We start from the raw sequence: 4,953 nt of genomic DNA, 5'->3' as shown, positions 1-4,953 counted from the left end.
CGCGCTGCGCATCGCCGGCACGGCGCGCGACATCACGCAGACCCGCCGCGTGGAGCGCGACCGCCGCGTCGCGAGCGAGGTGCTGCGCAGCATGGCGGAGGCCGTCGCCGTGTTCGACGACGACTTCCGCTTCGTGTCGGTCAACCCGGCATTCACCCGCATGACGGGCTACACCGAGACCGAAGTCGTCAACCAGACCACCAACCTCATCGACAGCCGCCAGCACGACGAGGCCGTCTACGCGCGCATGCGCGAGGACCTGCGTCGCGACGGCCGCTGGTCCGGCGAGTTGTGGCAACGGCGCAAGGACGGCAGCGAATTCCTGTGCTGGCTGCAGGCCAGCGTCGTGCTCGACAGCGGCGGCCAGCGCGGCCACTGGGTGGGCGTGCTGTCGGACATCACCGACCAGAAGCGTGCCGAGCAGGAACTGCGCTTCCTCGCCAACTACGACACGCTCACCGGGCTGCCGAACCGCGCCCTGCTGCTCGAACGGCTCGCGCGGGCGATTGCCCGCGCAAAGCGCCAGCAGAGCCGCATCGCGGTGCTGTTCCTCGATCTCGACCGCTTCAAGGACATCAACGATTCGCTCGGCCACGCCGCGGGCGACGCGATCCTGCGCGCGACCGCCGGCCGCCTGCAGCATGCGGTCGGCGCGCACCACACCGTCGCGCGGCTGGGCGGTGACGAGTTCACCGTGGTGATGGAACACGTCGACGATGCGAGCGAGGCCGAGGACGTCGCGCGCGCGCTGCTCGGCGCGTTCGAATCGCCGCTCGACGCCGGCGACCTGCGCGACGTCATCGTGTCGCCGTCGATCGGCATCGCGGTGTACCCCGACGACGCGGACACGCCGTCGGACATGCTCAAGCATGCCGATACCGCGATGTACCAGGCCAAGGCCCTGGGTCGGCGCACGTTCATGCGCTACAGCGGGAGGATGGACGTCGATATCCGCAGGCGTGCGACGCTTTCGGCCGCGCTGCGCAAGGTGATCGATCGCGACGAGCTTCACCTGGTCTACCAGCCGCGACTATCGCTGTCGCAGCGCCGGATCGTCGGCGTCGAGGCACTGCTGCGCTGGAATTCGACCGAATTCGGCGCCGTCGGCCCCGCGCAGTTCATCCCGCTCGCGGAAGAGTCGGGGCTGATTCTCGATATCGGGGAGTGGGCCATGCGTCGCGCATGCGAGCAGCTTGCGCGCTGGCGCGAGAGCGGGCTCGACATCGCGATGTCCGTGAATGTTTCGGCCATGCAGCTTCGTCGCGGGCAGATCGCGAACGTGATCGAGCGCCTGCTCGGCGAGACCGGCCTGCCGGCCGATTGCCTCGAAGTGGAACTGACCGAAAGCGTGGTGATGGCCGAAGAGACGTGGGCGTCGCTTCATGCGATCCGTGAACTGGGAGTGCACATGTCGATCGACGATTTCGGCACCGGGTACTCGTCGTTCGCATACCTCAAGCGCCTGCCGATCAACGCGCTGAAGATCGACCGTGAATTCATCGGCGACCTCACGCGCGATCCCGACGACGAGGCGATCACCAGCGCGATCATCGCCATGGGTCACTCGCTCGGCCTCCATGTGGTCGCCGAGGGCGTGGAGACGGAAGGCCAGCTCGATTTCCTGCGCCGCAACGGCTGCGACGAAATCCAGGGCTACTGGCTTGCGCGCCCGCTGGATCCCGAGGCCTGCGAGCGTTTCATGCGCGACTGGCGCTGGGCGGACCGGATGACGCCGGTCACCGCGCCTTGATTCGCGCGGTCGCGCTGCTATCGTGGCCGCATGGAAGACAGGCCCCAGACGCTCGAGCTCATCCACCGGCTGGCACGCCGTATCGACGAACTCGGCGATCGCCTGCGCCGGCTTCAGGATGAGAATCGCAGCCTGCGGCAACAGCAGGTCGACCTCGCCGCCGAACGCGCGTCGTTGCTTGCGAAGAACGAGCAGGCACGCGTGCGCGTCGAAGCCATGATCGCCCGACTGCGTTCGCTCGAGCAGCACACGTGAGACCGATGGCATGAGCGCTTCCGAACCCGTCAACGTCCGCCTGCTCGACCGCGAATACACCGTGGGGTGCACTCCCGAGCAACGCGATGGTCTCGTCGCCGCCTCGAAACTGCTCGACACGAAGATGCGCGAGATCCGCGGCACGAATCGAATGGCCGCGGTGGACAGGATCGCCGTGCTCGCCGCGCTCAACATCGCGCACGAGCTGTTGCAGGTGCGCAGCGAAGGCAATCGCGAACGCGATATCGCGCACTCGCTAGGAATGCTGAATCGCCGGATCGACGATCTGCTCGACGCGCCCGCCGGCTGACGGTTCCGTGATGCCGCGCATGGCCGGGATCGAGCCCGAAAAGCCGCTTGCGGCGCGCACAACCGCACTGAACTTCGGCCGAGCGGAAGCGCCATGCACGCGGTCTTCAGCGGTGGCGCGCGCTATAATCCTTGCACGTCCTCTGCTGTGTGCGACCGCGTGCCAAACATTCGCCTTGGCCCTTAAAAACGACATCGGGAATGTGACCGTCATCCGGAGTGCATGCCCGCCTGCGAGCGGGAAGCCCGAAGGTGGCCGAGCGTTCCCACTTGAACCCCGGGTTCAAGGTCGTTTCGCACGCATCGGCATGGTGGAGGACTCCATCTCTGGTGGCCGATGGCCTGCGCGTGGCGCGTGTGTCCAATGACACGCGCGCCGTCCGGGCTTGCATCGCTGCGCCAGGAGATGCGTGCGCGACGGGCCGCACTTTCTCCCGCACATCGCATCGCTTCCGCGCAGCAACTCGCCGATCGGTTGGCCAGCGTTCCGGGTATGCCGCGCTCGGGTTACGTCGCCGGCTACTGGGCGGTGGATGGTGAAATCGCACTGCACGCGTGGCAGTCGTCGCTGGGACCGGACCGCACCTACTGCCTGCCCGTACTGGGCACCGATCAATGCCTCCGATTCGCGCCGTGGCGGCCGGGTGATGCAATCGTCTCCAACCGCTTCGGCATCCCCGAGCCCGACGCCTCGAGGGTGCCGTTGCTTGCCGCCGCCGAGCTTGCCGCCGTCGTGATGCCACTGGTTGCATTCGACGAGCAGTGCAACCGACTGGGGATGGGCGGCGGCTGGTACGACCGCACGCTCGCGCCGGTGCGCGACGCGCCGGTGCGACCCCTCCTGGTGGGCGCAGGCTACGAGGTCCAGCGCGCGAGTGCGCTGGAGCCCGCTCCGTGGGATGTTCCGGTCGATGCCGTGTGCACCGAATCCGCCACCTACCTTCGCGCGCCGGCTCCATGAGCGCGCGTCGCCGCTACTGGCTCATGAAATCCGAGCCTGACTGCTTCTCGATCGACCACCTTGCGCAGGTGGGTACCGAGCCGTGGACGGGCGTGCGCAACTACCAGGCGCGCAACTTCATGCGCAACGGCATGCGTTCCGGCGACGGCGTCCTGTTCTATCACTCCAACTGCACGCCGCCGGGCATCGCAGGAGTGGCCACGGTGGCATCGGAAGCCTATCCCGACCCGACGCAGTTCGATCGCGCATCGCCTTATTTCGATCCGAAGGCCACCCACGAAGAGCCACGCTGGTTCAATGTCGACGTGCGCTTCGAACGCAAACTGTCGCGCACGATTCCGCTGGAGGAAATACGCCGGCATGCCGACGATCTGGGTGACGAGTTCGCCCTGATCAAGCGCGGAAGCCGGCTTTCGGTACTGCCGGTATCAGCGGCCCAGTGGGCCCTCCTCCTCTCCCTCGAGTAAGCCATGACCGAAGCCAAGCGCCTCGCCGCCGAAAAGGCGATGACCTTCGTCGAGGACGGGATGATCGTCGGTGTCGGCACCGGTTCCACGGTGGCGTACTTCATCGACGCGCTCGGACGCGAGCCGGACCGTATCCGCGGCGCCGTATCGAGTTCTGACCAGAGCAGCCAACAACTGCGCAGTCACGGCATCGAGGTGCTGGATCTGAATTCGACCGGGCCGCTCGCGCTCTACGTCGACGGCGCTGACGAATGTGACCCCCGGAAGCGACTCATCAAGGGCGGCGGCGCCGCGCTCACACGCGAAAAGATAATCGCGGAAGCCAGCGACCGGTTCGTCTGCATTATCGACCCGAGTAAACAGGTCGACGTGCTCGGCGCGTTTCCGCTGCCCGTCGAGGTAATCCCGATGGCCAGGAGCCTGGTGGCGCGCAGGATCCTCGCCATGACGGGGGGCCAACCCGTTTGGCGCGAAAGCGTCGTCACCGATAACGGCAACGTGGTCCTCGATATTCACGGTCTTCGGATCAGCGATCCGGAGTCCATGGAGACCGCGCTCAACCAGATACCCGGCGTGGTGAGCGTGGGTCTGTTCGCCCGGCGGCCGGCCGATGTCGTGATCGTGGGCGGTCCGACCGTTTCGATTCTCTAGGGCGTCCGACGCTCTCGTTCACGCCGGGGATCGTGGAGCGCTCGCGCACGCAACAGCTCGCATTGGCTGACTCGTCGCGTAGCGCGCGTTCGACCCAACCCGCTTTCTTCTATTTTCGCCGCGTCAGCGCCGAATCCGCACTGAGCGTGGTTGCAGGCGCGCCGGCCGTACAGCCACTCGAATCGCAACTCCTGGCCTGAGGCGCGTCGCGGTCACCAGCATCGAAGCCTCGACACGTCGGCGCCGACGCCGGCGCCGCAACAGCAATAGCAACCGCAATAGCAATAGCAATAGCAACAGCAACAGCAACAGCAACTGCAACTGCAACCGCAACTGCAACCGCAACTGCAACTGCAACAGCGATGACTTGGATCCGGGATCGCTTCCGCCTGTGTGGATGCTCCAAAGCGCATCGCCCAGCCAGCCGCTACCTCACCGCTCACTTCTTCCGTTGGACCGAAAGCATTCCCGACAAGAACCAAACTTTGCCGCAAAGACAAACCCCCACCCGTGTTCACGGATGGGGGTTTGGGGATAAAGACCCTGGCGATGACCTACTC

At 66.1% G+C, this 4,953-nt stretch carries 6 protein-coding genes and 1 other RNA gene; all 7 read left to right on the top strand.

Annotated elements, in window-relative coordinates:
* A partial coding sequence (locus FW784_RS12640) for a putative bifunctional diguanylate cyclase/phosphodiesterase (RefSeq protein WP_149353692.1) occupies positions 1–1,750 on the top strand: 1,750 nt, incomplete at its 5' end.
* A gap of 30 nt (positions 1,751–1,780) precedes the next feature.
* Positions 1,781–2,005 (top strand): TIGR02449 family protein, encoded by a 225-nt coding sequence (locus FW784_RS12635; protein WP_149353691.1) that lies wholly within the window; start codon positions 1,781–1,783, stop codon positions 2,003–2,005.
* Positions 2,006–2,015: 10 nt separating this feature from the next.
* Positions 2,016–2,315 carry a cell division protein ZapA gene (locus FW784_RS12630; RefSeq protein WP_149353690.1) on the top strand — a complete coding sequence of 100 codons (300 nt, stop codon included), beginning with the start codon at positions 2,016–2,018 and terminating at the stop codon, positions 2,313–2,315.
* Positions 2,316–2,451: 136 nt separating this feature from the next.
* Positions 2,452–2,636: non-coding RNA, 6S RNA (gene ssrS / locus FW784_RS12625), on the top strand.
* 42 nt (positions 2,637–2,678) lie between these two features.
* Positions 2,679–3,275: a 5-formyltetrahydrofolate cyclo-ligase gene (locus FW784_RS12620; RefSeq protein ID WP_149353689.1), complete on the top strand. Its 597-nt coding sequence runs from the start codon at positions 2,679–2,681 to the stop codon at positions 3,273–3,275.
* On the top strand, positions 3,272–3,742 hold the full coding sequence (locus FW784_RS12615; protein WP_149353688.1) for an EVE domain-containing protein: 471 nt from the start codon (positions 3,272–3,274) through the stop codon (positions 3,740–3,742). Before FW784_RS12620 ends, FW784_RS12615 begins: the two co-directional genes overlap by 4 nt.
* A gap of 3 nt (positions 3,743–3,745) precedes the next feature.
* On the top strand, positions 3,746–4,393 hold the full coding sequence (gene rpiA / locus FW784_RS12610) for a ribose-5-phosphate isomerase RpiA (protein WP_149353687.1): 648 nt from the start codon (positions 3,746–3,748) through the stop codon (positions 4,391–4,393).
* Positions 4,394–4,953 lie beyond the last annotated feature (560 nt).

The sequence above is a fragment of the Cognatilysobacter lacus genome (genome assembly GCF_008274655.1).
GTDB classification, from domain to species: domain Bacteria; phylum Pseudomonadota; class Gammaproteobacteria; order Xanthomonadales; family Xanthomonadaceae; genus Cognatilysobacter; species Cognatilysobacter lacus.
This window is presented reverse-complemented; position numbering and strand designations above follow the sequence as displayed.

What these genes read in the sequence shown, in the direction of transcription:
- FW784_RS12615 (WP_149353688.1), top strand. Translation starts at nt 3,272, where the DNA reads ATGAGCGCGCGTCGCCGCTACTGGCTCATGAAATCCGAGCCTGACTGC.
- FW784_RS12620 (WP_149353689.1), top strand. Translation starts at nt 2,679, where the DNA reads ATGACACGCGCGCCGTCCGGGCTTGCATCGCTGCGCCAGGAGATGCGT.
- rpiA (WP_149353687.1), top strand. Translation starts at nt 3,746, where the DNA reads ATGACCGAAGCCAAGCGCCTCGCCGCCGAAAAGGCGATGACCTTCGTC.
- FW784_RS12630 (WP_149353690.1), top strand. Translation starts at nt 2,016, where the DNA reads ATGAGCGCTTCCGAACCCGTCAACGTCCGCCTGCTCGACCGCGAATAC.
- FW784_RS12635 (WP_149353691.1), top strand. Translation starts at nt 1,781, where the DNA reads ATGGAAGACAGGCCCCAGACGCTCGAGCTCATCCACCGGCTGGCACGC.